General features: G+C 70.5%; 21 protein-coding genes. 16 read left to right on the top strand and 5 right to left on the bottom strand.

Annotated features, from left to right (window positions below; translation table 11 throughout):
• Nucleotides 1-4: 4 nt before the first annotated feature.
• Nucleotides 5-1,630, bottom strand: coding sequence for an ABC transporter substrate-binding protein (locus OGL88_RS13630; RefSeq protein ID WP_263091735.1), 1,626 nt, complete (start codon nucleotides 1,628-1,630; stop codon nucleotides 5-7).
• Nucleotides 1,631-1,662: 32 nt separating this feature from the next.
• On the opposite strand from OGL88_RS13630, the gene OGL88_RS13625 reads away from it, so the two are divergent.
• Nucleotides 1,663-2,262: a TetR/AcrR family transcriptional regulator gene (locus OGL88_RS13625; RefSeq protein WP_263091734.1), complete on the top strand. Its 600-nt coding sequence runs from the start codon at nucleotides 1,663-1,665 to the stop codon at nucleotides 2,260-2,262.
• Nucleotides 2,263-2,311: 49 nt separating this feature from the next.
• Entirely contained in the window at nucleotides 2,312-3,811 is a 1,500-nt protein-coding gene (locus OGL88_RS13620; RefSeq protein ID WP_263091733.1) for an ArnT family glycosyltransferase, read from the top strand.
• A 70-nt stretch (nucleotides 3,812-3,881) separates the two neighbouring features.
• On the opposite strand, the gene OGL88_RS13615 is transcribed toward OGL88_RS13620, so the two are convergent.
• On the bottom strand, nucleotides 3,882-4,916 hold the full coding sequence (locus OGL88_RS13615; protein ID WP_263091732.1) for a cation diffusion facilitator family transporter: 1,035 nt from the start codon (nucleotides 4,914-4,916) through the stop codon (nucleotides 3,882-3,884).
• 244 nt (nucleotides 4,917-5,160) lie between these two features.
• Between OGL88_RS13615 and ileS the strand changes: the two genes are divergently transcribed.
• Genes ileS through OGL88_RS13590 form a run of 5 tightly spaced genes read left to right on the top strand, consistent with a single transcriptional unit; the run spans nucleotide 5,161 to nucleotide 11,677 of the window.
• Nucleotides 5,161-8,415, top strand: coding sequence for an isoleucine--tRNA ligase (gene ileS / locus OGL88_RS13610; RefSeq protein ID WP_263091731.1), 3,255 nt, complete (start codon nucleotides 5,161-5,163; stop codon nucleotides 8,413-8,415).
• Entirely contained in the window at nucleotides 8,412-9,869 is a 1,458-nt protein-coding gene (locus OGL88_RS13605; protein ID WP_263091730.1) for a bifunctional folylpolyglutamate synthase/dihydrofolate synthase, read from the top strand. Before ileS ends, OGL88_RS13605 begins: the two co-directional genes overlap by 4 nt.
• Nucleotides 9,866-10,351: a DUF4233 domain-containing protein gene (locus tag OGL88_RS13600; RefSeq protein WP_263091729.1), complete on the top strand. Its 486-nt coding sequence runs from the start codon at nucleotides 9,866-9,868 to the stop codon at nucleotides 10,349-10,351. Before OGL88_RS13605 ends, OGL88_RS13600 begins: the two co-directional genes overlap by 4 nt.
• A 38-nt stretch (nucleotides 10,352-10,389) precedes the next feature.
• Complete coding sequence (gene ndk, locus OGL88_RS13595) at nucleotides 10,390-10,809, top strand: nucleoside-diphosphate kinase (RefSeq protein ID WP_111084529.1); 420 nt, start codon at nucleotides 10,390-10,392, stop codon at nucleotides 10,807-10,809.
• A gap of 19 nt (nucleotides 10,810-10,828) precedes the next feature.
• Entirely contained in the window at nucleotides 10,829-11,677 is an 849-nt protein-coding gene (locus OGL88_RS13590; protein ID WP_123673367.1) for a DsbA family protein, read from the top strand.
• 70 nt (nucleotides 11,678-11,747) lie between these two features.
• On the opposite strand, the gene OGL88_RS13585 is transcribed toward OGL88_RS13590, so the two are convergent.
• Together OGL88_RS13585 and OGL88_RS13580 are read right to left on the bottom strand one after the other, a co-directional pair.
• Nucleotides 11,748-12,599, bottom strand: a complete 852-nt coding sequence (locus OGL88_RS13585) for a DsbA family protein (RefSeq protein WP_263091728.1) — start codon at nucleotides 12,597-12,599, stop codon at nucleotides 11,748-11,750.
• Between the two features lie 122 nt (nucleotides 12,600-12,721).
• Nucleotides 12,722-13,324, bottom strand: a complete 603-nt coding sequence (locus OGL88_RS13580) for a vitamin K epoxide reductase family protein (RefSeq protein ID WP_263091727.1) — start codon at nucleotides 13,322-13,324, stop codon at nucleotides 12,722-12,724.
• 349 nt (nucleotides 13,325-13,673) lie between these two features.
• Here OGL88_RS13580 and OGL88_RS13575 point away from each other — a divergent pair, with 349 nt between their 5' ends.
• Both OGL88_RS13575 and OGL88_RS13570 read left to right on the top strand, forming a co-directional pair.
• A complete protein-coding gene (locus OGL88_RS13575; protein ID WP_263091726.1) occupies nucleotides 13,674-16,529 on the top strand; it encodes an Rne/Rng family ribonuclease in 2,856 nt (951 codons plus the stop codon).
• Between the two features lie 2 nt (nucleotides 16,530-16,531).
• Entirely contained in the window at nucleotides 16,532-17,470 is a 939-nt protein-coding gene (locus tag OGL88_RS13570; RefSeq protein WP_263091725.1) for a hypothetical protein, read from the top strand.
• 469 nt (nucleotides 17,471-17,939) lie between these two features.
• Here OGL88_RS13570 and OGL88_RS13565 read toward each other — a convergent pair whose 3' ends face one another.
• A complete protein-coding gene (locus OGL88_RS13565; protein WP_123313478.1) occupies nucleotides 17,940-18,212 on the bottom strand; it encodes a DUF4031 domain-containing protein in 273 nt (90 codons plus the stop codon).
• Between the two features lie 179 nt (nucleotides 18,213-18,391).
• On the opposite strand from OGL88_RS13565, the gene rplU reads away from it, so the two are divergent.
• The 7 genes from rplU (at nucleotide 18,392) to nadD (ending at nucleotide 24,004) form a co-directional block, all read left to right on the top strand.
• Nucleotides 18,392-18,700, top strand: a complete 309-nt coding sequence (rplU, locus tag OGL88_RS13560; RefSeq protein ID WP_111084536.1) for a 50S ribosomal protein L21 — start codon at nucleotides 18,392-18,394, stop codon at nucleotides 18,698-18,700.
• 12 nt (nucleotides 18,701-18,712) lie between these two features.
• Nucleotides 18,713-18,964 carry a 50S ribosomal protein L27 gene (rpmA, locus tag OGL88_RS13555; RefSeq protein WP_071257351.1) on the top strand — a complete coding sequence of 84 codons (252 nt, stop codon included), beginning with the start codon at nucleotides 18,713-18,715 and terminating at the stop codon, nucleotides 18,962-18,964.
• Between the two features lie 158 nt (nucleotides 18,965-19,122).
• The gene (obgE, locus tag OGL88_RS13550; RefSeq protein WP_263091724.1) at nucleotides 19,123-20,682 is read left to right on the top strand and encodes a GTPase ObgE; all 1,560 of its coding nucleotides are present in this window, start codon (nucleotides 19,123-19,125) and stop codon (nucleotides 20,680-20,682) included.
• A 7-nt stretch (nucleotides 20,683-20,689) separates the two neighbouring features.
• The gene (gene proB, locus OGL88_RS13545) at nucleotides 20,690-21,508 is read left to right on the top strand and encodes a glutamate 5-kinase (protein ID WP_263091723.1); all 819 of its coding nucleotides are present in this window, start codon (nucleotides 20,690-20,692) and stop codon (nucleotides 21,506-21,508) included.
• Nucleotides 21,509-21,886: 378 nt separating this feature from the next.
• Entirely contained in the window at nucleotides 21,887-23,152 is a 1,266-nt protein-coding gene (locus OGL88_RS13540) for a glutamate-5-semialdehyde dehydrogenase (protein WP_263091722.1), read from the top strand.
• 41 nt (nucleotides 23,153-23,193) lie between these two features.
• The gene (locus OGL88_RS13535; protein WP_111084539.1) at nucleotides 23,194-23,394 is read left to right on the top strand and encodes a hypothetical protein; all 201 of its coding nucleotides are present in this window, start codon (nucleotides 23,194-23,196) and stop codon (nucleotides 23,392-23,394) included.
• Between the two features lie 10 nt (nucleotides 23,395-23,404).
• Nucleotides 23,405-24,004: a nicotinate-nucleotide adenylyltransferase gene (nadD, locus tag OGL88_RS13530; RefSeq protein ID WP_111084540.1), complete on the top strand. Its 600-nt coding sequence runs from the start codon at nucleotides 23,405-23,407 to the stop codon at nucleotides 24,002-24,004.
• Nucleotides 24,005-24,102 lie beyond the last annotated feature (98 nt).

The following is a 24,102-nucleotide window of genomic DNA, read 5'->3' as shown; positions in this document are numbered from 1 at the left end:
CGCGTCAGCGGTCGATCCAGGCCGTGCCGAACCAGGGCGTGGCCACCGAGGTCGTCTGGACGCCGTGCACGGCCGAGCGCACCAGGAAGTGGTTCTGCTGGTCGTAGAGGGGCAGCACGGTGTCGCTCGCCAGGATCGTCTCCTGCGCCTGCTCGTACAGGTCGGCGCGCTCGTCGGCGTCCGAGGTGCGGGCCGCCTGCTCGAGCAGGGTGTCGAGCGCGGGGTCGTCGAGCTGCGCGAGGTTCGCGAAGTACCCGGACGGCGCCGGCTCGATGCTCGCGCTGTCGTACAGGATGCGCAGGACGTCGGGGCCGACCTTCGTGTACGGGGCGCTGACCACGTCGTACTCGTTCGCCGCGAGCGCTGCGTACCAGCTGGACAGGTCGAGCTCGTCGAGCACGACCTTGAACCCGACGGCCTTCTCCGACGCCTGGATCTGCTGGAACAGGCTGCGCTCGGCCGGCACCGACTGGTTCGTCGACACCGGGAACGTCACGGTGAGCTGCTTGCCGTCCTTGACGCGGATGCCGTCCGATCCGACCTTCCAGCCGGCGTCGTCGAGCAGTTGCTTCGCCTTCGACGGCGAGTACTCGAACCGGCTCTTCTCGGAGTACGCCAGCGGTTCGGCACTCGAGAGCACGGAGTACGAGCGCTTCGCGGTGCCGAGGAACAGCGACTGCAGGCCGGGGTCGATCTCGGCGCCCGCGATGAACGCCTGGCGCACTGCGTCGTCACGGAACACGCCGTGGCCGGAGTTCAGTTCGAGGCGGTTCGAGGCACCGGGGCGCGGGGCGTCGAGGTCGCGGATCGAGCCCTTCGACGACGCCGCCTTGAGCTGGTCGGGCTGGGCGTTGTCGATGACGTCGACCTGCCCGGACTGCAGCGCCGCGTAGCGCGACGTCGAGTCGGGCAGGAAGCGCCACGTGATGCCGGACAGGCGCGGCTTCGTCGTGCCCCAGTAGTCGCTGTTCTTCGTCAGGGTGACGCGGTCGCCGTGCTTCCATCCGGTGACCTCGAACGGGCCGGTGCCGACGGGAGCCTCGCAGTTGGTCGCCTGCTCGCGCTCGAGTGCCTTGGGAGACTCCATGCCGACCCACGGCTGCGAGAAGGACTCGAGCAGCGCGCTGTCCGGACGGCTCAGCGAGAGCGTCACGGTGTGGTCGTCGGTGGCCGTCGCCTTCGTGATGGACTGCAGCGCGAGGTAGCCGGTGCTCGACGCGGTGGCCGGGTCCTGCACGTGCTCGATGTTCGCCACGACGGCGGCGGCGTCGAACGGGGTGCCGTCGGTGAAGGTGACGTCGTCACGCAGCGTGAAGGTGAGGGTCTTGCCGTCGTCGCTCGTGGTCCACTTCGTCGCGAGCTCGGGCGTCGGCTCGCCGTCCTCGAGCCCGACGAGCTCCTCGATGTACTGCGTCGCCAGGAGCGCCTGCGGGTAGTTGCCGCCGACGTGCGGGTCGAGGCAGGTGGGCTCGGCGTCGCCGGAGGCGTACGTCAGGGTCCCACCGCTCACCGGCTTGCTGCTCGTGGTGCTCGTCCCGGGGCCGCTGCACCCCGCGAGGACGAGGACGAGGACGACGGCGGTGGCGGTCGCGACGGCGGCGACGGTTTTCTGTACTGAGTCCAAGATCATGGCTGGACGAGTCTAGCGGTTTACTGGGGCCCATGGACGAACCGATCCGCCGCGGTGGCCGCCCTCGACGCTCGAGCGCCGAGGTCCTCGCGGACGCCGCTGCCGAGCTGTTCCTCGAGCAGGGGTACGGACGCACCACGGTCGACCAGATCGCCGTGCGTGCGGGGGTCAGTCGTGCGACGTTCTTCAACTACTTCACGGCGAAGTCGGACGTGATGTGGCTCGAGCTCGACGCCGCGGTCGCGGGGTTGCCCGGGTACCTGGCGGCCTCGACCGAGCCCAGTGCGGTGCGTGCGGTGGAGCAGGCCCTGCTCGCCGCGGCCCGGGCCCACGACCCCGAGCGGGTGCCGTGGGCGGTCGCGCAGGCCGAGGTGATGGGCATCGGCTCCGAGCTCGTCGCCGGCGTCGCCGTCCGGGTGATGGCGCAGCACGGGGCCGTCGCCGCCTTCGTGGCCGGGCGCACGGGGGAGCAGCCGGGGTCGCTCTGGCCGCAGACCGTGTCCGGGGCGATGCTCGGTGCCGCGGGGGCGGCGTTCGGGGTCTGGGTGGCGGACGGGGTCGGTCGTCGGGCGCTCGTCGAGTACGTCGGTGCCGCGCTCACGCCGGTCACGTCGGGCCTCGACGCGCACTGAGCCGCCGCACCACCCGGACGGTCCGCCGCACTGTGGGAGGATCGTCGCCGTGCAGTCGTGGGTACGTGTGGGGCGCTGGCCCGTGTTCGTCGTCATCGCCCTGGCCGGGGTCTTCGTCTGCTTCTGGCACATCGGTCAGCAGACGATCAACGTCGACGAGATCCTCTACGCGCAGGCCGGTTGGCAGTACGTCCACGGCATCGTCACGCTGAACCTCGAGCACCCGCCGACCGCGAAGTACCTCTACGGCCTCGCCCAGTTGGTCGTCGGCGAGGGCATCCTCGGTCCCCGGCTGGTCGCCGGCGCGGCGGTCTTCGGGACCGGCGCCGTCCTCTTCGCCTGGCTGCGCGGTCCGCTCGGCCACTGGGGTGCGCTGCTCGCCGCGGGCCTCTGGTGGCTGACGCCCCGCGGCGCCGGACTCGACCCGTTCGACCCCGGATCGGGCACCCCGGTGCGCATCGACCGCATCGCGCTCCTCGAGCCGGTCATGGTGTTCTTCGTCGTGGTGGCGCTCGCCGCCGCATGGGTGTGGATCACCTCGAGCAGCCGGTGGCGCTGGGCGTGGGCAGCGCTCGCCGGGGTGGCACTCGGACTCGCGGTCACCTCGAAGGTCACCGCAGCGCCGTACGTGATCGCGATCGTCGTGCTGCCGGTCTTGTTCCGGCGCTGGTGGGAACTCCTGATCGGCGGCGTGATCGCGGCGGCGGCCTTCGCCGTGACCTTCGTGGCCTGCTACCACCCGATCGGGATGGTGCACGCGATCCGGTACATGCTCGAGTTCCAGTCCGAGCACGACGCGAAGGGGCACCTGGCCGAGATCGCCGGGCACACCTACCGCTTCGCTCCCTGGTGGGCCGAGTTCTGGTACATGGCACGTGGGGTGACGCCGCTCCTCGCGGTGGTGCTCGCGGTCGGGATCCTCGCAGCCCTGGTGGTCCGCCCCGGACGGCTCGTCCTCTACATGGTCACCGCGGCCGTTCCCCTGATGGTGTTCCTCGGGACGTCGAAGGTGGCGCTCGCGCACTACTACGACGCCTGGATGCCGATCGTGATCGCGCTGGCCGCCGTCGGGTACACCCGTCTCGCACAGAGCGTGCGGGTCGGTCGTCGTGCTCGGCGGACGACCCCACCGGTCGCGAGCGCAGTGATCACCGCCGTGGTCGTGCTCTGCGTCGGGGCAGCCGTCGTTCCCGCGGTGCAGCAGACCGTCGCCGTCGCCAGGGTCCGCCCGTCCGGTGTCGGGCTCCTCGACCAGGCACTCCGGGCACACGGGATGGACGGCGGCCGGATCCTCTTCACCGCCTACGGGGCGCCCGGCTGGCGGCCGTACTTCGCCGACCGGGGTGTCGACGCGCCGGTCAACGGGCGGTACGGGGCGGTCGTGCAGGGGGTCGACGGACGGTTCCCGGTACCGCCACAGGTGTCCGGCTTCCTCGAGGCGGAGCGGTCACGGCTGACCTCCTTCCGCGTCGACGAGCTGCGGGTGTGGGTGCCCACCGACGGCTCCGAGATCGTGGTCGACGGCGAGTCGTTGACGCTCGGGCGCTGACCGTCACCTGCTGACCGTCATCTGCCGACCGTCACCTGCTGACCGTCACCCGCTGCCCGTCTGCCGCGCGTCAGTCCGTCCGCAGCGTCCCCGCGCCGCCGGCGGCCACGTCCGAGGCCGTCCCGTCGCGCACCACCTCGGGCACCTCGTCGCTCGTCGGCCGCAGCGAGGCGTCGCCCGGGTAGCTCAGCGTGAGCACGGCTTCCTCGATGTACTGGCTGTCCTCGAGCGACTTCTCGACGTCGCGCAACCGCACCGCGACGTGCTCCTCGTTCTCGTTGCCCGTCAGGTCGACGGCCGCGACGAGGTACACCCGCGACGGTCCGACGAACTCCAGGTGCAGGTAGGTGACACGTTCGATCTGCGAGCGGCCGAGCAGCTCGACGAGCACGGCGTTCTCGAGCTCGGGCGACGTGCTCTCGCCGAGCAGGAAACGGCGGTTCCGGTCGATGAGGATGATCGCCACGACCCCGAGCAGCACGCCGATCGCGATGGAACCGATCGCGTCGAAGATCGCCAGGCCGGTGACCTGGTGCAGGAACACCCCGAGGAACGCGACGACGAGGCCGATGAGCGCAGCGGCGTCCTCGGCGAAGACGGCCCGCAGCGTCGGGTTCGAGGACTGCAGCACGTGGCGCAGCACCGGCACCTTGCGCTTCGTCGCCGCTCCGTGGGCCTGGCGGTAGGCCTGCAGGAAGCTCGTGCCCTCGAGGCAGAACGACAGCGCGAGCACGATGTAGTTGAGCAGGACGTCCTCGGCCGGACCCGTCTCGCCGAGCTCGGAGATGCCGTGGTAGATCGACACGATCGCGCCGGCGGTGAACAGCCCGAACGCGGCGAACATCGACCAGATGTAGGTCTCGCGGCCGTACCCGAGCGGGTGTGCGGTGTCGCGCTTCCGCGCGCCCCGTCGTTCGGCGACGAGCAGGAAGACCTCGTTGCCGGTGTCCGCCCACGAGTGCGCCGCCTCGGCCACCATCGAGGCGGACCCGGAGATGAGCGACGCGATGGTCTTCGCGATCGCGACGAGCAGGTTCGCGCCGAAGGCGATGATGACGGTGAGGGAGGACTCCGGGCGTTCGCCGGAGGCAGAGTCGTCGGGCATCCCTCCAGCATGCTCCCGTCCGCTAAACTCCTGTCACACGAGCGTCGATCCGGCCATCACCGGGGAGCTCCCGGAAGAACGCGGTCCGCGCGAGCGGCTCGTCAGTAGAACCGGGCGGACCGGGCCGCACCGAACCCGAACACGAGCGGTCGTGACGTGCGGACAGCACGGCGTGGCAAGCGAGGTGGTACCGCGGAGCCTGCTCCGTCCTCGTGGAGATCGAGCGAACCCACAAGGAGTCCCGGTGCCGTACCCGTTGAACGCCGATGCCGATGGCGTCGTCCCCTCGCCGTCCTTCCCCGCCGTCGAGCGGGGGATCCTCGCCTTCTGGAAGGGCGACGACACGTTCCAGGCGTCCATCGACCAGCGCCAGGGCTGCGACGAGTGGACCTTCTACGACGGCCCGCCGTTCGCGAACGGCCTGCCGCACTACGGTCACCTGCTGACCGGGTACGCGAAGGACGTCTTCCCGCGCTACCAGACCATGCGCGGCAAGCAGGTGCACCGCCGCTTCGGCTGGGACACCCACGGGCTGCCCGCCGAGCTCGAGGCGATGCGCCAGCTCGGCATCACCGAGAAGCACGAGATCGACGAGATGGGCGTCGACGTGTTCAACGCCGCCGCCAAGAAGTCCGTGCTGCAGTACACCGACGAGTGGCAGCAGTACGTCACCCGCCAGGCGCGCTGGGTCGACTTCGAGGACGACTACAAGACGCTCGACACCACGTTCATGGAGAGCGTGCTGTGGGCGTGGAAGCAGCTCTGGGACAAGGGCTTGGCGTACGAGGGCTTCCGGGTCCTGCCGTACTGCTGGAACGACCAGACGCCGCTGTCGAACCACGAGCTGCGCATGGACGACGACGTCTACAAGATGCGTCAGGACCAGTCCGTCACGGTGTCCTTCACGCTGCAGGGTGCGCGCGCCGAGTCGCTCGGGCTGGCCGGCGTGCGTGCGCTCGCCTGGACGACGACCCCCTGGACCCTGCCCACGAACGCCGCCCTGGCGGTCGGGCCTGCGGTCTCGTACGTGGTGCTCCCTGCGGGGCCGGGAGGCGCGGCTGACGGTGCCGACGCCGGTTCCGTCTCCTACCTGCTGGCTTCGGACACCGTGGCCGCCTACGCGAAGGACCTCGGCTACGAGAGCGCGGAGGACGCCGCTGCTGCGGTCGTCCGCACCCTGGCGGGCGCGGAGCTCGACGGCGTCGAGTACGAGCGCCTGTTCGACCACCTCGCCGACACCGAGGGCATGGAGCACGCCTGGCGCATCCTGGTCGCCGACTACGTCGAGACCGGCGAGGGCACCGGCATCGTGCACCAGGCCCCGGCCTACGGCGCCGACGACCAGGTGGTCTGCGCCGCTGCCGGCATCCCCGTGGTGCTCTCGCTCGACGAGGGCGGGGTCTTCACCTCGCAGTTCGGCGAGGTCGCCGGCATGCTCTGGTCCGACGCGAACAAGCCGCTGACCAAGGCCGTCCGCGACGCCGGCCGACTGCTCCGCCAGGCGTCCTACGAGCACAGCTACCCGCACTGCTGGCGCTGCCGGAAGCCCCTCATCTACAAGGCCGTCTCGAGCTGGTTCGTCCGCGTGACCGAGTTCCGCGACCGCATGGGCGAGCTCAACCAGGACATCAACTGGGTGCCCGACAACGTCAAGGACGGCCAGTTCGGCAAGTGGGTCGGGAACGCCATCGACTGGTCGGTGTCCCGGAACCGGTACTTCGGCACGCCGATCCCGGTGTGGCAGTCCGACGACCCGTCGTACCCGCGTCAGGACGTCTACGGCTCGCTCGAGGAGATCGAGCGCGACTTCGGGCGGCTGCCCCGGAACGCCGACGGCGAGGTCGACCTGCACCGTCCGTTCATCGACGACCTCACCCGCCCGAACCCCGACGACCCCACCGGGAACTCGACGATGCGCCGCATCACCGACGTGTTCGACGTCTGGTTCGACTCCGGGTCGATGCCGTACGCCCAGGTGCACTACCCGTTCGAGAACCGGGAGTGGTTCGAGTCGCACAACCCGGCCGACTTCATCGTCGAGTACATCGGGCAGACCCGCGGCTGGTTCTACGTCATGCACGTGCTGTCCACCGCGCTGTTCGACCGACCGGCCTTCGAGAACGTCATCAGCCACGGCATCGTGCTCGGCTCGGACGGTCAGAAGATGTCGAAGTCGCTGCGGAACTACCCGGACGTCTCCGAGGTGTTCGACCGCGACGGCGCTGACGCCATGCGCTGGTTCCTGATGTCCTCGTCGGTGATCCGCGGTGGCAACCTCGTCGTCACCGAAGAGGGCATCCGCCAGGGCGTCCGCGAGTTCATGCTCCCGCTGTGGTCGACGTACTACTTCTTCACCCTGTACGCGAACGCCTCCGGGCCGGACGGCTACCAGGCGTCCCGCCGGACGGACAGCACCGACGTCCTCGACCGGTACCTGCTCGCGAAGACCCGGGTGCTCGTGTCCGACGTGCAGCAGCACCTCGACGCGCTCGACACCCCGCTCGCGGCCCAGGCCGTCCGCGACTTCGCCGACGTGCTGACGAACTGGTACGTCCGCCGGTCGCGCGACAAGTTCTGGACCGGGGCCGACGGCGCGGCAGGGGACGACGCCCGTGCGGCGTTCGACACGCTGTACACGGTGCTCGAGACCCTGACCCGCGTGGCGGCCCCGCTCGCCCCGCTCGTCACCGAGGAGATATGGAAGGGCCTGACCGGTGGCCGGAGTGTGCACCTGACGGACTTCCCCGACGCGGCCGAGTTCCCCGCCGACGACGCCCTCGTCGCGGCCATGGACCGCGTGCGCGACGTCGCCTCGAAGGGCCTCGCGCTCCGCAAGGCGACCGGCAAGCGCGTCCGGCTGCCGCTCGCCACGCTCACCCTCGTGGTGCCGGACCCGGCGGCGGTCGAACCGTTCGCCGACATCCTGCGCGACGAGCTGAACGTCAAGCGGGTCGTGCTCGAGGCGCAGGCCGAGGAATCACTGGCGCAGTACGGCATCGAGCGGAAGCTCACCGTCAACGCCCGCGTCGCCGGTCCGCGCATCGGCAAGGCCGTGCAGCAGGTGATCCCGGCCGCCAAGAAGGGCGACTGGACCGCGACCGAGTCCGGCGTGACCGTCGGCGGTGTCGACCTGGTCGAGGGCGAGTACACGCTCGACCTCACCGTCGCCGATCCGTCGGTCGCCGTGGCGTTCCTCGACGAGGGCGGCTTCGTGGTGCTCGACACCGTGACCACGCCCGAGCTCGAGGCCGAGGGACTCGCCCGCGACGTCGTACGTGCCGTCCAGCAGGCCCGACGCGACGCCGACCTGGACGTCAGCGACCGCATCGTCCTGACCCTCGGGGTCGACGAGGCCGCCGACGCGTCGGTGCGCACCCACCAGCAGCTCATCGCGGCGGAGACCCTGGCGACGAGCGTCGAGATCGTGCCCCTCGGGGCAGGCGCCACCACCGATGTCGGTGACGGCGCGAAGGTGACCGTGGAGGTGTCACGCGCATGAGCGACGACGACCAGTACGACGAGCACGACCAGCACGACGAGGACGGCATCCGGATCCCGGTGGGGCCGTCCGGTGACGCTCCGGTCGAGGCCGTGCCGTACGGCGGTGACGACGACGATGTCAAGCGCGTCGAGGCCGCCCTGTACGCCCGGATCGGCGAGCAGTCGCCCGAGCACCGCCTGACCGCGACCCGTCGCGCCGTCGAGCTGCTCGGGGACCCGCACCTGGCGTACCCGGTGATCCACATCACCGGCACGAACGGCAAGACGTCCACCGCGCGCACGACCGAGAGCATCGTCCGTGCCCACGGGCTGCGCACCGGCCAGATGACGAGCCCGCACCTGGTGTCGATCAGGGAACGCATCGTCATCGACGGGCAGCCGATCGAGCCGAGCCGGTTCGTCGAGAACTGGGACGACATCGCCCCCGTCCTCGAGCTCACCGACAAGGAGCTCACGGACAAGGGCGAGCTCCCGCTCACCTTCTTCGAGGCACTGACCGTCCTGGCCCTGGCGTGCTTCGCCGAGGCACCGGTCGACGTCGCCGTGATCGAGGTCGGCATGGGCGGCGAGTGGGACTCCACCAACGTCGTGCAGAGCCAGGTCGCGGTGTTCACGCCGATCGCCATCGACCACGCGAAGCAGCTCGGCAGCACCGTGGCGGAGATCGCGCGGACCAAATCCGGGATCATCAAGCCGTCGTCCGCCGTGGTGTCGAGCGAGCAGGTCCCGGAGGCACTCGTCGAGCTCGAGCGCGCCGCCGAGCTCACTGAGTCGACCCTCGCGGTCGAGGGCACCGGGTTTTCGCTCGTCGACGTCACGCCGGCGGTGGGCGGTCAGCTCATCACCGTGCAGGGCATCGCCGGCCGCTACGACGACCTGTTCCTGCCGCTGTTCGGCCGGCACCAGGCGCACAACGCGGCCGTCGCGATCGCCGCGGTCGAGTCGTTCCTCGGTCGGGGCACCCAGGCGCTCGACGAGGACGTCCTGTCCGAGGGCCTCGCCGGTGCCACCAGCCCCGGCCGCCTCCAGCCGATCGCCACCGACCCGACCGTCGTGGTCGACGCGGCGCACAACCCGCACGGCGCCGCGGCCCTGGCCGAGGCCCTGCCCGTGGCGTTCCCGTCCGAGCACGTCGTCGGCGTCGTCGGGATACTCGGCGACAAGGACGCCCGTGGGTTCGTGCGCGCGCTGAAGGGCACCGTCGAGACCTTCGTCGTCACGCAGCCACCGGGGGAGCGTGCCCTCGACGCGGACGCCTTCGCGAAGGTCGTCGTGGACGAGGTCGGCGCGGACCGCGTCGTCGTCGAGCCGTCACTCGCCGCCGCCCTCCAGCAGGCACGCGACCTGGCGGACGAGGCGGACGCCGAGGACGCCCTCGTGCTCGTCGCGGGCTCCATCGTGATGGTGGGTGCGGTCATGGACCTGGTCCACCGGGAAGGCGAGACGAAGTGACGAACGCACCACGTCCCCACGAGCACGGCCAGCCGACCTCTCCGCAAGCTCCGCGGTCGTCTGGAACCGGCTCGCGTGGGCCCACCTCCCGGCCGGGGCGTGCACCGCGCACCCGCAAGCCGCGACGCGACCGCGGGGCGCAGGAGAGCCTGCTGTCGATCGCGCTCGTGCTCGAGGCGATCATGTTCTTCTTCCCGATGCTCGTCGTGTTCGGCAAGGGGACCCTGCCGCCGGCCCTGGCGTTCGGCGGCGGCATCGGCGCGATGATCGTGCTGGCGCTGGCCTCACGTCTGACCGGCAACCCCGCCGGTGTAGGGTTCGGGTGGCTGCTGCAGGCGGCCATCCTCGCCACCGGGTTCATCGAACCGTTCATGTTCGCGGTCGCCGTGGTGTTCCTGGCGCTGTGGGTCTTCTGCTTCGTCAAGGGCGGTCAACTCGACCGTCAGAACGCCGCGCGCCGGGCCGCCATGGGCGAGGACTGACCACCCCTCCGATCCCGCGAACACACTAGGAGTACTGCGTGTCCGACCTCGAAGAGACCCTCGTCCTCGTCAAGCCCGACGGCGTCGCCCGCCAGCTCACCGGTGAGATCCTCCGCCGCATCGAGTCGAAGGGCTACGAGATCGTCGACCTGAAGATGCTCACCGCGCCGCGCGACCTGTTGGACGCGCACTACGAGGAGCACCAGGGCAAGCCGTTCTTCGAGCCGCTCGTCGAGTTCATGCAGTCCGGTCCGGTCGTCGCCGTGCGCGTCGCCGGCAACGGCGTGATCGCCGGCTTCCGGTCGCTCGCCGGCACCACCGACCCGACCAGCGCCGCACCCGGCACCATCCGTGGCGACCTCGGTCGCGACTGGGGCCTCAAGGTGCAGCAGAACCTGGTGCACGGGTCGGACAGCACCGAGTCGTCGGCGCGCGAGCTCGCGCTCTGGTTCGCCTGAGACGCCGGGGGCACGACTCGTGACGAACAACGACCGACCCACCAAGAACGAGCGTCGCCAGCACGCGCGTGAGGTCTCGCGCCAGCGCGCCGACGCCGAGAAGCGTCGCAAGCGCCGCAACAAGTGGTTCCTGCAGGGCGGCATCGGCCTGGGCATCATCGCGATCGCCGCGATCATCACGCTCGTCGTGGTGAACGTGAACAACGCACCCGCCGTGTCCGCTGCCGGGCCGAAGAACATGGCCACCGGCGCGATCCAGTTCACCGGCGAGGGCGGCGAGGTCACCCCGGTGACCACGAAGGCCGTCACCGCGAAGGGCACCCCGTCGGCGGTCCCGACGTCGAACACCGACGGTGCGGTCGCGGTCACCGAGTACGTCGACTGGGCCTGCCCGGTCTGCAAGCAGTTCGAGGCCGCCTACGCCGACCAGATCCTGGACAAGGTGAAGTCGGGCGACGCGACGCTGGCCATCCAGCCGGTGTCGATCCTCGACCGCAGCTACCAGAGCTCGCGCTACGCCAGCCGGGCCGCGAACGCCGCGATGTGCGTCGCGAACTACGCGCCGGACAAGTTCCTGGACGTCCAGACGCAGTTCTTCGACAATCAGCCCACCGAGGGCACCTCGGGCTTGACGAACGCCGAGATCGCGAAGCTCGTGAAAGCGGGCGGTGCGACCGGGTCGAACGTCTCCGAGTGCCTGTCGACCGAGCAGTTCAAGGGCTGGGTGACCAAGTCCACCAAGCTCGTCACCGCGGACGAGGCACTGCAGGGCACGCAGGGCTTCGGCACGCCGACCGTGGTCGTGAACGGCAAGCGCCTCGACGACCTCAGCACGGTCATCACCGCGATCGACGCCGCGGCGAAGTAGCACCACGCACGAGCGAAGGCCCCCGCTTCCATCCGGAAGCGGGGGCCTTCGTCGTCGCGTTGCCTCGTGCCTAGGCGGCGCCACCGTTCTGCTCGACGAAGGACGCGAAGGCGTCGGTGTCGGTCAGGGAGCCGGTGAACTGCTTGCCGTTCACGATGATCGTCGGGGTGCTCGTCACCTTGTCGAGTGACGAGTTCGGGATCGGGTCGTTCATCACCCGGTTCGTGGCGTCGGCGACCCACCCGGCGAAGTGCTGCCCGGTGATGCACGAGGCGACCTTGCTGTTCGTCGCGCCGGCGTCCTTCGCCAGGGACGCCAACTCGTCGTTCGTCAGCCCCTTGGTGCTCTCGGACGGCTGGTTCTCGTAGAGCGACGTGTTGTACGCCAGGAACGCATCCGGGTCGTAGTTCGCCACACAGGCGGCCGCGGCGGCGGAGCGGGTGGAGTACTTCGATCCGAGGGATACCCGGTCGAGCAGGTTGAACGGGTGCAGTTCGAGCGTTGCGGAGCCGGCCTTCACCCACTGCTCGATCTGGTCCATCTGCGCCGTCTCGAACTGGTTGCAGTACGGGCACATGTAGTCCGAGTACACGGTGATGTTCGCCACCGAGTCGTCCTGCTTCGTCGCCGTCGGGGTCCCACCGTCGGGCGTGGCCTTCGTCTCGACGGGTACGATCTCGCCGCTCTGGCCGGTGAACAAGATGCCGTCACTCGCCATGTTGCGCGGCCCGGGCCCCGCGGGTTGCACCGAGTTCGCGATCACCAGGACGACCACGGCGACGACCGCCAGGCTGCCGACGATGATGCCGCTGATGCCGAGCGTCCTGTTGCGGCGACGTCGCGCCTGTTCCTTCGCCCGGGCTTCGCGAGCGCGCTCTCGGGCGGCGTCGCGACGGACCTTCTTGCTCTCGTTCTCGCTCATCGGAATCGAGCGTAGGTGCTGCCCGGACGGCGATCGGGCGTCCTGCCTGGGAAGCCCCCAGGAATTCGGTGACGTGTCATCGATGTGTCATCGGTGCCGCATCGGGAACGCCCAGCAGCGGATCAGAAGACCGTCAGGATGGTCGGGAACTTGATGATGATCGTCACGATGATGAACAGGTAGTTCGCCAGCGGGAACGCCCAGCAGAAGGGGAGCAGCACCTGGCCGAACCGCTGGGTCTTCGAACCGAAGCGGCCCTGCGCGGCGTTCCAGATCGTGAACACCCAGAACATCGGGATCGTCATCGACCACACGAGCATGCACCACGGGCAGAGCGCGCCGATGAACCAGACGGTCTGGGTGAAGAGCCACGTCACGAAGACCCACGCCAGGAACACGCCGGTGTTGAACGCGATCCAGAACCACCGCGAACCGTTGCGGAAGCCCGCGAGCATCATCACCGCGACGGCGATCGGCGCGACGAAGCCCATCACGCCCAGCAGCGGGTTCGGGAACCCGAACAGGTGGCCCTGCCAGCTCGCCATCACGTCAGAGCAGCTGATGAACGGGTTCACGTCGCACGAGAGCACCGTGTCGGGGTCGGCGTACTTCTTGAACTCGTCGAGCACCAGGGAGAAGGACCCGTACAGGCCGACGAACCCGGTGATCAAGAGGAAGACGGCCATCGCGATCGGACGACGGGGGGCAGGCGCTGACGTGCTCACGCCGTCATCATCGCACGCGGCTTCCGGTCCTTTCCGGGAGCGGCGTGCGATACTGGCCGGAGGTCGTGCGGGCAACCGCAGACCGAAGAGAGCTTTCCGGGCAGTGCCCCACGGGGCAGTGTCCGGACGATCAGGTGCGGTGAGAGCGCACCGTGGTCGGGACAGCGTCACTCCGACGCCGAGCCGACCCGGGCCGGGTGCCCGGACCGGAACGGCAGCGGACGCAACGAGAAGTTGACGCAGACCGATCACGAAGACAGCGAGCGCGGGGCGTCGACGCCACCGCCACAACCAAAGAATTCCCGCCGCCTGACAAGGGTGCGAGTGGGGCCGAGGAGTGCGCCAGTCCATGGTGGAGCAGAACAACGACAACACGACCAACGACGAGAACGCCCCGAAGCGTCGGACCCGCCTGTTCGGCGGACGCCGCGCCCGGTCGTCCGGCCAGCAGGGCCAGGGGGGCGCCGTGCAGTCGCCCGCCGTCGACGAGCCCCTCGCGCTGACGGACGGGGCACCGGCAGAAGCCGTGTCCGTCGCGGTCGAGGCCGTCTCCGCGCAGAGCGCCGAGCCGGACGACGTGAGCACGCTGACCGGCGACCTGCCGGTGGTCACGGCCGAGCCGACCGAGCCCGCAGCCGACGTGGCGGAGCCGAGTGGTGCCTCCCGTCCGACCGAGACCGAGCCGACGGCCGAGGCGAGCGAACCCGCCGCCCCCGCCGAGCCGTTCGTCCCGAAGGCGACGAGCACGCTCAGCCTGATCTTCCACGCCCCCGTCCTGCCGGAGCTCCCGCGCCGTGCTGCGCGGTACGAGCGCGACGAGGACGACCGTGACGACCGCTACGACCGCTCCGAGCGCTCCGAGCGCTCCGAGCGCGAGGACCGGTTCGACCGCGATGACCGGTACGACACCGACGAGCGTGAGGAGCAGGGCGGATCCCGCCGGCGCTCGCGTCGTCGGGGGAGCAGCGCCGACCGCGAGGCACGTGCGCCGCGCGAGCCGCGCGACCACCAGGAGCCCCGCCGCCGCGAGCCCGAGCTCATCACCGAGCCGCAGCGCATCAAGGGCTCGACCCGACTCGAGGCGAAGAAGCAGCGCCGCCGCGACGGCCGTGACGCCGGACGCCGGCGTCAGGTCGTGAGCGAGGACGAGTTCCTCGCCCGCCGTGAGAGCGTCGACCGGCAGATGATCGTCCGCTCCAGTTCGTCGACCATCGAGATCGGCGTGCTCGAGGACGGCATCCTCGCCGAGCACTACATCACCAAGTCCGAGAACGTGTCGCTGATCGGCAACGTGTACCTCGGCAAGGTGCAGAACGTCCTGCCCTCGATGGAAGCCGCCTTCGTCGACATCGGCCGCGGCCGCAACGCCGTGCTGTACGCCGGCGAGGTCGACTGGAACTCGGTCGACACCAGCCACGGCCGTCGCATCGAGGCCGCGCTCAAGCCGGGCGACAAGGTCCTGGTGCAGGTCACGAAGGACCCCGTCGGCCACAAGGGCGCCCGTCTGACCAGCCAGGTCTCGCTGCCCGGTCGGTACCTGGTCTACGTGCCGAACGGCTCGATGAACGGGATCTCCCGCAAGCTGCCCGACACCGAGCGTGCGCGTCTGAAGAAGATCCTGAAGGAGGTCCTGCCGGAGCACGCGGGCGTCATCGTGCGCACCGCAGCCGAGGGCGCGACCGAGGAGCAGCTCACCCGCGACGTGCAGCGTCTGACCAGCCAGTGGGAGGCCATCCAGAAGAAGGTCGCCGGTGGCCAGGCCCCGGTGATGCTGCACTCGGAGCCGGACCTGCTCGTCAAGATCGTGCGTGACGTCTTCAACGAGGACTTCACGAAGCTCATCATCGACGGCGAGGCCGCGGGCGGCACCATCGACGAGTACCTGTCGGCCGTCGCGCCCGACCTGAAGGACCGCGTCGTCCGCTACGAGGGCCCGGACTCCTTCGAGGAGTACCGCCTGAACGAGCAGATCGACAAGGCGCTCGACCGCAAGGTCTGGCTGCCCTCCGGCGGTTCGCTCGTCATCGACCGCACCGAGGCCATGACGGTCGTCGACGTCAACACCGGCAAGTTCGTCGGCTCCGGGGGCAACCTCGAGGAGACCGTCACGAAGAACAACCTCGAGGCCGCCGAGGAACTCGTCCGCCAGCTCCGCCTGCGCGACATCGGCGGCATCATCGTCGTCGACTTCATCGACATGGTGCTCGAGGAGAACCGCGACCTCGTGCTCCGTCGCCTGATCGAGTGCCTGAGCCGCGACCGCACGAAGCACCAGGTCGCCGAGGTCACCTCGCTCGGCCTCGTGCAGATGACCCGCAAGAAGATCGGCGTCGGCCTGCGCGAGTCGCTCGACGAGGTCAACGCCAAGGTCAACGACAACAACGCCGACCCGGGCCCGAGCAAGGGACGTCGCAAGGGGCGCAGCGGTGCCGGCAGCAACGGCGCCGGTGGCAACGGGAACGGCGGCAACGGCGGCAACGGGCACGGCAACGGCGGGGGCAACTCCGGCGGTGGCTCCGGTTCCGGTTCGTCGAACGGGCAGTCCAGCCAGGCGCACCAGATCACCGACGACGTGAAGAACGCGCTGTCGCGGATCGCTGCCTCGACGATCCCGCACGACGACTCGCCGGCATCGCCGACCTCGGCGGAGGCACCGACCTCGGCGGACGTCCCCGCAGCGACGTCCGCGTCCGACGACTCCGGTGCTGGCGAGCAGCCCACCGGGTCGAAGCGTCGGCGCCGTGGCGGCCGTGGTGGACGCAGCGGTGAGCAGTCGAACGCTCCCGCGACCGAGACCACTGAGTCCGCTCCCGTCGCAGTCGAGCCCGAGGTCGCCGTCGAACCGAAGCAGGCCGAGCCGAAGCAGACGGTCGCCGAGGCTGCTGCAGTTCCTGCTGCCGAGCCGAAGGCCAAGGCCCCGGCCCGCCGTCGGGTCAGCTCCAGCGCGACGGTGACCCCGACCGACAACACGGTCGCGATCCTGGACATCCCGCTCGGCGCCGCCCCGAAGCGCGAGCCGCGCCAGGTCGCCCCGGACGCCGAGTCGCTGTTGGACTCCGTGCTCCAGGCGCTGCCCGAGCCGAAGCAGCCTGGTCAGGGCCGTTCGCGGTCCCGCCGGGTGTCGTCGCCGAGCATCAGCGCCCCGGCCACGACCGAGGGTGCCTCCGGCGAGGACACCGACGGCGCCGTCATCCTGGGGAACTGAGCGTGACGAACCCCGGTGACCCGCAGCAGGATCGTGGGTACTACGGTGCGGGCTGGCAGCAGCCCGCACCGCCCGGACCCGGGGGAGCCGGTGGTTCCGCGCCGCTGTCCGGTGGGCAGCCGGTGGGTGGCGGGCAACCTGGTGGGCAGCCGCCGTACGGCGTCCAGCCCGCAGCCGGGGTGCCCTACGCCGCGCCGCGACCGCCGCGTGCACCGGCCGACCCACGTCGGGCCTTCGCGCCCGGCGCCTCGGTGAACAACACCGCGGGGGCGCTCATCGCCGTCGTGTCCCTCGTGCTGGTCGAGTTCGTGTCCGGCATCGTCGGCCTCATCGGGACGTCGCTCGTCGTCAGCCCGTTCGCGCACTACGGCGCGGGTGCCAGCTTGGTCGGCAGCTTCATCGCCTCGGTGTTCCTGGCGCCGTTCCCGTTCTACGCGGGGGCGTTCCTGGCGTTGGCGTTCCTGACGCCGATCGCCCGCCGCAGCCCGCTGCCGACCGTGCTGCTCCGCGCCGTGCTCGCCGGAGCCGCCGGGACGATCGCCCTCGCGCTCGTCGGCGTCTTCACGGGCGCGTTCGGTGCGATCACCTCGGGCGGGTCCCGCCTGGTCATCGACGTCGTCACGAACCCGCTCCGGAACGGGGTGCCGTTCACGGTGATGCTCCTGGCGAGCGCGACCGCGGCGTGGCTGTGGCTCGGGCGCCCGCGACGGAACCGTGGCACCGCGCCGACGACCGGCCTACCGGGCACGGTGCGGCCCGCCGACGCCGTCCCGCCCGCGACCGTGCAGCCGGGGCCGCAGCAGCCGCAACAGGGCCCGTACGGACAGGGTCTGGTCCAGCCGGACCCCCACGGGCAGTACGGCGGCCAGTACGGCGCACAGCCCCGTCCGGACCAGCAGCAGCCGCCGGCCGCTCCCTGGGGCGGTCCAGCGCCCCGCTGACCTCGGGTCGTCGCGCGTGCTGTCGTGGGGGCGCCCTCAGCCGTGTGGGCGGTCGCTGCACGGTGCGAGGTTGACCACATCGTGCGGCCTTCGTACCTCGCACTGTGTGGCCAACCTCGCACCGTGCGCGCATGCCCGTGACTCGACCGCGGTCATGCGAGGTCATGCGCGGTGCGGCGCACGCCTGTCGCCGCACCGTGCGAGGTTCTCCGGGCGGTGCAGCGGCCGCGGCACGGTGCGAGCCTCTGGCGACGCACCGTGCTGCCGACCTCGCACGCTGTGAGCAACCTCGCACCGTGCGCACGTGCCCGAGACGCGGCCGCGCACCGTGCGAGGGGACGGACGTGGCGGGGGTGCGCCGGGCCTCCTGTCCGCACCGTGCGAGGTTCCGGACGCCGTGCGAGCCGGCGTGCCCCGCACCGAGTCCGGAACCCCGCACCGAACGTGCCGGACGTGCGCGACCGACGCGTCAGTGCGCGCGCTTGTCGCGCTGCGCCACGCGCAGGCCGCTGCGGATCAGCCGCAGCACGAGCTCCCGGCCGGACACCGCAGAAGCCCCCGCGGCGACCAGTTCGTCGTACTTCGCGAGCGGCACGTCGTAGTGGTCGTGGTCGAACGCACGACGCGGCACACCGGCGCGTGCAGCGAACGCGTGGAGTTCCGCGTAGGATTCATCACTGACGAGGTGCGACCACAGAGTGTCGTGAGCGGGCCACGTCGGTGGGTCGATCAACACGGTCACCGTGCAATCGTACGTGTGTCGCCGTTTGACCGGACCCATGGGGATCGAGTATTCTCGATCCCTGGTGTCAGCGGGCCGTTCTGCCTGCGTCGCCGATCGGGCCCGGCCTTCCGGGAGCCGCTCGTGCAGAAGTGGGCACCCGAGACTTCCCTCAAGCAGAGTTACGTAAGGATTTCCACGTGGTTTACGCAGTAGTGCGCGCCGGCGGCCGTCAGGAAAAGGTCGAGGTCGGCACCATCCTGACCGTCGACCGTGTCAAGGCGGACGACAAGGGCAACATCGACCTCGCCCCCGTGCTCCTCGTGGACGGTGACAAGATCACGTCGGCGGCTTCCGAGCTCGTCAACGTGACCGTCACCGCCGAGGTGCTCGACGACCTGCGCGGTCCGAAGGTCATCATCCAGAAGTTCAAGAACAAGACCGGGTACAAGAAGCGCCAGGGTTTCCGCGCTGAACTGACCCGCGTCAAGATCACCAAGATCGCGTAAGGGAGTCAGCTCATGGCACACAAGAAGGGTGCGAGTTCCACTCGCAACGGTCGTGACTCGAACGCTCAGCGCCTCGGCGTGAAGCGCTTCGGTGGCGAGGTCGTCAACGCCGGCGAGATCATCATCCGCCAGCGTGGCACCCACTTCCACCCGGGCGCCAACGTCGGCCGCGGTGGCGACGACACGCTGTTCGCCCTCTCGGCCGGTTCGGTCGAGTTCGGCACCAAGGGTGGCCGCAAGGTCATCAACATCGTCAACGCGTAGTCGCGACGATCAGCTTCAGCGGGAGGGGCGGGCCGAGTGCCCGCCCCTCCTTCGCTTTTCCCGCCGACGGATCACGTCGGCACAACGCGCTGACGGATGCCGTCGGCACAACGCGCTGACGGATCACGCCGGCGCAACGACCTTCCAGGAGTGGAACCATGGCGACCTTCGTCGACCGCGTGACCCTGCACCTCAGCGCGGGGAAGGGCGGCAACGGTTGCGTCTCGGTCCGCCGTGAGAAGTTCAAGCCCCTCGCTGGGCCCGACGGTGGCAACGGCGGTGACGGCGGCGACATCGTGCTCGTGGCCGACCCGCAGGTCACCACGCTGCTCGGCTACCACCGCTCGCCGCACCGTTCGTCCAAGAACGGGCAGCCGGGCATGGGCGACCACCGCAGCGGCGTCAGCGGCGAGGTCCAGGAGCTCCCGCTCCCGATCGGCACCGTCGTGTACGACGAGGCCGGCGAGGTCATCGCCGACCTGACCGAACCCGGCATGCGCGTCGTCGTGGCCCCCGGTGGCCAGGGCGGCCTCGGCAACGCGGCGCTCTCGACCACCAAGCGCAAGGCCCCCGGCTTCGCGCTCCTCGGCACCGAGGGCTGGGCGGGCGACATCAGCCTCGAGCTGAAGACCATCGCCGACGTCGCCCTCGTCGGCTTCCCGAGCGCCGGCAAGTCCTCGCTCATCGCAGCGATCTCGGCCGCGAAGCCGAAGATCGCCGACTACCCCTTCACCACGCTCACCCCGAACCTCGGCGTCGTCGAGTCGGGCGAGAGCCGCTTCACCGTCGCCGACGTCCCCGGGCTGATCGAGGGTGCGTCGGAGGGCAAGGGCCTCGGCCTCGAGTTCCTGCGGCACGTCGAGCGCTGCGAAGCCCTGCTGCACGTCATCGACTGCGCGACCATGGACCCGGGCCGCGACCCGATCAGCGACCTCGACGTCATCCTCGGCGAGCTCGAACGCTACCCGGTCCCCGAGGGCCAGGTGCCGCTGCTCGAGCGTCCGCAGCTGATCGCGCTCAACAAGATCGACGTGCCGGACGCCGCGGAGCTCGCCGAGTTCGTCACCGCCGAGCTCGAGGGCCGCGGCTACCGCGTGTTCCCGATCTCCACGGCGTCGCACAAGGGGCTGCGTGAGCTGACGTTCGCGCTGGCCGAGGTCGTCGAGCAGGGTCGCGCCAAGCGCGCGGCCGAGCCCGTCGTCGAGCGCATCGTCATCCGCCCCCGTGCGGTCAACGACCAGGGCTTCACGGTCCGTGCCGAGGGCGGCGAGGAGCACCGCTTCTTCCGCGTCCGCGGCGCGAAGCCGGAGCGCTGGATCCAGCAGACCGACTTCACCAACGAAGAGGCGATCGGCTTCCTGGCCGACCGGCTCGCGAAGCTCGGTGTCGAGGACGGCCTGTTCAAGGCCGGCGCGGTCGCCGGTTCGACCGTCGTGATCGGTGGCGACGGCGGCATGGTCTTCGACTGGGAGCCGACGCTCACGTCCACCGCGGAGCTCATCACGAGCGCGCGCGGCACCGACGCCCGCATCGGTGCGACCTCGCGTCCGACCCGCAACGAACGTCGCGAGGAGTACTTCGAGCGCATGGACGCCAAGGCGGCCGCCCGTGCCGAGCTCGAGCAGGAGCGAGTGTCCGGCCTCTGGGTGAACGACGACGTCGTCACCAGCGACGACCTCGAGACCGGCGACGTCGAGACCAGCGACCAGAAGGACTGACCGCGGCATGACCGACACGACCGCCCGCACCGACCTCGGACCCGTCACCCGGCGCGAGGACATCCCGCGTGCGCGGCGGATCGTGGTCAAGGTCGGCTCGTCCTCGGTCAGCGGTGATGCCGCCGGCCAGATCGGTCCGCTGGTGGACGCCCTTGCCGACGCCTACGGGCGGGGCACCGAGGTCGTGCTCGTGTCGTCCGGTGCGATCGCGACCGGGTTCCCGTTCCTCGGGCTCGAGGGCCGTCCCGACGACCTCGCCACGCAGCAGGCCGCCGCGGCCACCGGTCAGAACGTCCTGATGTTCCGCTACCAGAAGGAACTCGACCGGCACCGGGTCGTCGCGGCACAGATCCTGCTGACCGCCGGCGACCTGCAGAACCCCACGCACCGGGTCAACGCGCAGCGCGCCATCGACCGGCTGCTCGCCCTGCGCGTGCTGCCGATCGTGAACGAGAACGACACGGTCGCCACGCACGAGATCCGTTTCGGCGACAACGACCGGCTCGCCGCCCTGGTTGCGCGGCTGCTCGGTGCCGACGCCCTGGTGCTGCTCTCCGACGTCGAGGCCCTGTACACGAAGCCGCCCGAGCAGCCCGGCGCCGAGCGCATCGACGAGGTACGGTTCGGCGACGAGCTCGCCGGCGTCACCTTCGGCTCCGTCGGCAAGTCCGGTGTGGGGACCGGGGGCGCGGGCACCAAGGTCGCGGCCGCACGGCTCGCGGCCGACGCGGGCACCTCGGTGCTGGTGACCGCAACGGCCCTCGTCGACCGCGCCCTGTCGGGCGAGCACGTCGGCACCTGGTTCCACGCCGCGCCGCGTCCCTGACACGGGTGGGTCCGTGCCCGGAGCGGTCACGACTCGTGGTCGGGACGGCGCCGACCGGTCAGAGACCGTCGGCGCGGGCGTCGCGGAGCGACGGTCTGCGACCGCCCGCGTGGCGCAGGACGACGTGTCGTGACCGGTCGGCGTGGTGAACGCGACCGCCTGGAGGCCCGGCGCGGGTCCCGGGGACCGGTGCCGGGCCTCCAGGCGGTCACGACTCACCGACGGACTGCGTCGAACGGTCTGGACCAGTCGACGGGGTCGGCACGGAGCGACGCGGCGCGACCGCTCGGCGTTGGTCGTACGACGTGTCGTGACCGGTCGGCCGGCGAGACGCCGTCACGCCCGTCACGGGCCGACGAGCGGACCTAGAATCGGACCATGTCGTCGATCGCGCCCGCCCCGACCCTGACCGACACGCTCGTGGCGGCCCGGACCGCCTCGTCGGCCCTGGCGACCGCGACGACAGCGGTCAAGGACGCAGCCCTGGTGGCGATCGCCGCCGGGGTCCGTGCCGCCACCGACGAGATCGTCGCCGCGAACCACGGCGACCTGGTCGCGGGCGAGGAGAGCGGCCTGTCCTCCGGCCTCGTCGACCGCCTCCGGCTCGACCCCGCACGCATCGAGGCGCTGGCCACCGCGGTCGAGGACGTCGTCGGCCTGCAGGACCCGGTGGGGGAGCACCTGCGGGGCTCGCTGCTGCAGAACGGCCTGCAGCTCACCCAGGTGCGGGTGCCGTTCGGGGTCGTCGGCGCCATCTACGAGGCACGACCGAACGTCACGGTCGACATCGCCTCGCTCGCGCTGAAGTCCGGCAACGCGGTCGTGCTCCGCGGGGGTTCGGCGGCCCAGCGGACGAACGCCGTGCTCGTGGCCCGCATCCAGGACGCCGTCGAGTCCGTCGGCCTGCCGCGCGAGCTCGTGCAGACCATCGACGAGTTCGGCCGTGCCGGCGCCACCGAGCTCATGCGCGCACGCGGCCTGGTCGACGTGCTCATCCCGCGCGGCAGCGCCTCGCTCATCCAGACCGTCGTCACCGAGTCGCAGGTCCCCGTGATCGAGACCGGCGCCGGTGTGGTGCACGTGTTCCTCGACGCGTCGGCCCCCGAGCAGCGAGCCGTCGACATCGTCCTGAACAGCAAGGTGCAGCGGCCGAGCGTCTGCAACGCCCTCGAGACGCTGCTGGTGCACGAACAGGCGGCCGAGCGGCTGCTGCCCGTGCTCGCGGACCGGCTCCGCGCCTCCGGCGTCACGCTGCGCGGCGACGACGCCACGCGGGCGATCGTGCCGGGCGTGCTGCGCGCCACCGACGAGGACTGGGCGACCGAGTCGATGGACCTCGACCTGTCGATCCGCGTCGTGCCGGACGTCGACGCCGCGATGGCGCACATCGCGCGCTGGTCCACCCACCACACCGAGTCGATCGTCACGAACGACGTCGACACGGCCGAGCGGTTCCTGGCGACGGTCGACTCCGCGGTCGTGATGGTGAACGCCTCGACGCGTTTCACCGACGGCGGGGAGTTCGGGTTCGGCGCCGAGGTGGGCATCTCGACGCAGAAGCTGCACGCGCGTGGCCCGATGGGGCTGCCGGAGCTCACGAGCACCAAGTGGATCGTGCGCGGGAACGGCCAGATCCGCGGCTAGACTGAACGGCGTCTTTCCCCGACCGAACGGAGCACCGAACGATGACCTTCCTCGCAGAAGCTGCTGAGCACGCCTCCGGGGCCCCGGCGTTCGTGTTCCCGCTCGTCGGTGCGCTGTTCTTCGTCTTCCTGGGCTTCGTCACCTGGAGCTTCCGCGACGTGGCGTACCGCCACTCGCAGAAGTTCGAGGCGACCCGCCACCACGAGACCGGTGTCGACGAGTTCGGCCACACCAAGATCTGATCTGCACGCGATGCTCGAGAGCACCGGACGACCGCGCATCGGGGTGATGGGCGGCACGTTCGACCCCATCCACCACGGTCACCTCGTCGCGGCGTCCGAGGTCGCTCGGGCGTTCGACCTGGACGAGGTCGTGTTCGTCCCCACCGGTCAGCCCTACATGAAGTCGGGCGTGACGGATGCCGAGCACCGCTACCTGATGACGGTCATCGCGACCGCGTCCAACCCGATGTTCACGGTGAGCCGCGTCGACATCGACCGCCCCGGCCCGACGTACACGGTCGACACGCTCCGCGACCTGCACGAACAGCGGCCGGACGCGCAGCTCGTCTTCATCTCGGGCGCAGACGCCGTTCAGCAGATTGTCGACTGGAAAGACCATGATGGTCTCTGGGACCTCGCGCACTTCGTCGCCGTGACGCGTCCGGGACACGACCTGAGCATCAGCGGACTCCCCGAGCGAGACGTAAGCTTGCTCGAAGTCCCCGCACTGGCCATCTCGTCGACCGACTGCCGCGACCGGGTGAGACGTGGTTCCCCCGTCTGGTACCTGGTCCCCGACGGGGTCGTCCAGTACATCTCCAAGCACCACCTGTATCGGAGCGTTGCATGAGTTCGTCCGACGCGCAGCCGCCCCTGTCGCGGCGCCAGGCGCGCGAGCGGGAGCGTGCCGCAGCAGCCGGTTCGCAGCCCGCGACGCCGCCGCCGACC

It is taken from the genome of Curtobacterium sp. RIT-PI-V (genome assembly GCF_025642935.1).
Lineage (GTDB): Bacteria > Actinomycetota > Actinomycetes > Actinomycetales > Microbacteriaceae > Curtobacterium.
Note: the sequence above shows the minus strand (reverse complement) of the source record. Positions and strands in the feature narration are given on the sequence as shown.